Genomic DNA, 2488 nt, shown 5'->3' on the forward strand with positions numbered 1-2488 from the left:
ACGCCGCAGCCCGCCCCCTCGATCAGGGTTGCCCCCGCGTGGGCCCGGGTAGGACCGGCAGGACCGACGCGTGATCACGCTTCGGTCCCGATCCGCTCACGGGAAGGACGCGCCATGATCTTCTGGGAAGCGCTCGGCTCGGTACTGATCGGTCTCGCCATCGCGTACGGGGCGAGCCGACGGCTGCCCCGCCGACTGCCCGCCACGCCCCTCGTCCTGTCCACCGGCCCCGGCGCGGCACTCTTCGGCGCGATGATCGCGCACACGGTGCTGGGCTCGGGCTACTCGGCCGTCGTCCTGCTGGTCGCGCTCGGCTTCGCCGCGGCCCTGCTGTCGCTGCTCATCCGGCCCCGGGCCGGCCGCCGCCGCTCGGTCCCGGCCTGAGCCGTTCCCGGCCCTGAGCCGGGAGCGCGGTGTGCGAGGGCTCCGGAGACCCGGAGCCCTTACCCACGCCCGCGGCCCTACGCCGCCAGGCCCAGCGCCGACATCCGCTTGGTGTGCGCCTCGGTGATCCGCGAGAACATCTTGCCGACCTCGGCCAGGTCGAAGCCGTCGGCCAGCCCGCCCACCAGCATCGTGGACAGCGCGTCGCGGTCCGCGACCACCCGCTGCGCCTGCGACAGCGCCTCGCCCATCAGCCGCCGGGCCCACAGCGCCAGCCGCCCGCCGACCCGGGGGTCGGCCTCGATCGCGGCGCGCACCTTCTCCACCGCGAAGCTCGCGTGGCCGGTGTCGTCCAGCACCTGGAGCACCAGGTCGCGGGTGTCCGAGTCGAGCCGGGCCGCCACCTCGCGGTAGAAGTCGCTGGCGATCGAATCGCCCACGTACGCCTTGACCAGGCCCTCCAGCCAGTCCGACGGCGCGGTCTGGCGGTGGAACCCGTCCAGCGCCGCGGCGAACGGCTCCATCGCCGCGGTCGGCTCCTCGCCGACCGCCGCCAGCCGGTCCCGCAGCCGCTCGAAGTGGTGGAACTCGGCCGACGCCATCTTCGCCAGCTCCGCCTTGTCCTCCAGGGTGGGCGCCAGCTTGGCGTCCTCCGCGAGCCGCTCGAAGGCGGCCAGCTCGCCATAGGCGAGCGCCCCGAGCAGGTCCACCACCGCGGCCCGGTACTGCGGGTCGGCCGCCGCCGTGTCCCAGTCCTGGGCGGCGATCCCGGTCGGGGTCTTCTCGGTCTCAGGCGTGTCAGACGTCTCCATGGAGCGCACAATAGTCCGCCCGACCGGCGGAGGAAGGGCCTGGTCAGCCAAGTCCCCGCACGCCCCGGTTCGGGTTGGCCGGTCACAGATGCGCACTTCCGGGGTACAGTGGTATTTGCACCCGTCGAGTATCGGCGGGTCGTTCCACGAATGCGGATGCCCGGTCGGTGGCCCGATCGGCTCCTAACACCCGACCGCTCTCCGCGCGGCGCGCATCTGATGCGTACGGCAGGAGGGACCCGCTCGCGGCGTGAGCGCTCGAGCGAGGGCAGTGGTCCCGCGCCGAACCGGCCAGCCAAAGCCGGTGTACCCCGGGCGCCGTGCGACCCCCTTCGCCGCCTCTCGCCGCGTCTCACAGAAGAGGCAAGCATCCTGACCACGTTCCGAGAACTCGGGATCCTCCCCGAGACGGCCGAGGCCCTCGAGGCCGTCGGCATCACGTCCCCGTTCCCCATCCAAGAGATGACGCTTCCGGTGGCCCTCTCCGGCTCCGACGTCATCGGCCAGGCCAAGACCGGCACCGGCAAGACGCTGGGCTTCGGCCTCCCGCTGCTGGAGCGCGTCGTCGTCCCCGCGGACATCGAGGCGGGCCGGGCCAAGCCCGACCAGCTGACCGACGCCCCGCAGGCGCTCGTGGTCGTCCCCACCCGCGAGCTGTGCCAGCAGGTCACCAACGACCTGCTGACCGCCGGTAAGGTCCGCGCCGTCCGCGTCCTGTCGATCTACGGCGGCCGTGCGTACGAACCGCAGGTCGAGGCCCTGAAGAAGGGCGTCGACGTGGTCGTCGGCACCCCCGGCCGGCTGCTCGACCTCGCGGGCCAGAAGAAGCTGCGGCTCTCGTCCGTCAAGGCGCTCGTCCTCGACGAGGCCGACGAGATGCTCGACCTGGGCTTCCTGCCCGACGTCGAGAAGATCATCCAGCTGCTGCCCGCCAAGCGCCAGACCATGCTGTTCTCGGCGACCATGCCGGGCGCCGTCATCGGTCTCGCCCGCCGCTACATGTCGCAGCCCACGCACATCCGCGCCACCGCGCCGGACGACGAGGGCCAGACCGTCGCCAACACCACCCAGCACGTCTTCCGCGCCCACTCGATGGACAAGCCCGAGCTGGTCTCGCGCATCCTCCAGGCCGACGGCCGCGGTCTCGCGATGATCTTCTGCCGTACGAAGCGGACGGCCGCCGACATCGCCGACCAGCTCTCCCGCCGCGGGTTCGCCTCCGGCGCGGTCCACGGCGACCTCGGCCAGGGCGCCCGCGAGCAGGCGCTGCGCGCCTTCCGCAACGGCAAGGT

3 protein-coding genes are annotated in these 2488 nt (G+C 72.7%); 2 read left to right on the top strand and 1 reads right to left on the bottom strand.

The features are described from left to right. The first annotated feature begins 114 nt into the window (after positions 1 to 114). The gene (locus SSOG_RS15810; RefSeq protein WP_009715236.1) at positions 115 to 384 is read left to right on the top strand and encodes a hypothetical protein; all 270 of its coding nucleotides are present in this window, start codon (positions 115 to 117) and stop codon (positions 382 to 384) included. A 77-nt stretch (positions 385 to 461) separates the two neighbouring features. On the opposite strand, the gene SSOG_RS15815 is transcribed toward SSOG_RS15810, so the two are convergent. Further along, positions 462 to 1196: a ferritin-like fold-containing protein gene (locus SSOG_RS15815; RefSeq protein ID WP_039937705.1), complete on the bottom strand. Its 735-nt coding sequence runs from the start codon at positions 1194 to 1196 to the stop codon at positions 462 to 464. 462 nt (positions 1197 to 1658) lie between these two features. Here SSOG_RS15815 and SSOG_RS15820 point away from each other — a divergent pair. Continuing rightward, a partial coding sequence (locus SSOG_RS15820; RefSeq protein ID WP_039941143.1) for a DEAD/DEAH box helicase occupies positions 1659 to 2488 on the top strand: 830 nt, incomplete at its 3' end.

The organism is Streptomyces himastatinicus ATCC 53653, from assembly GCF_000158915.1.
Classification (GTDB): domain Bacteria; phylum Actinomycetota; class Actinomycetes; order Streptomycetales; family Streptomycetaceae; genus Streptomyces; species Streptomyces himastatinicus.

Bases quoted from the DNA above. Each gene is read 5' to 3' on its own strand.
- SSOG_RS15810 (WP_009715236.1), top strand. From the start codon at position 115: ATGATCTTCTGGGAAGCGCTCGGCTCGGTACTGATCGGTCTCGCCATC.
- SSOG_RS15815 (WP_039937705.1), bottom strand. From the start codon at position 1,196: ATGGAGACGTCTGACACGCCTGAGACCGAGAAGACCCCGACCGGGATC.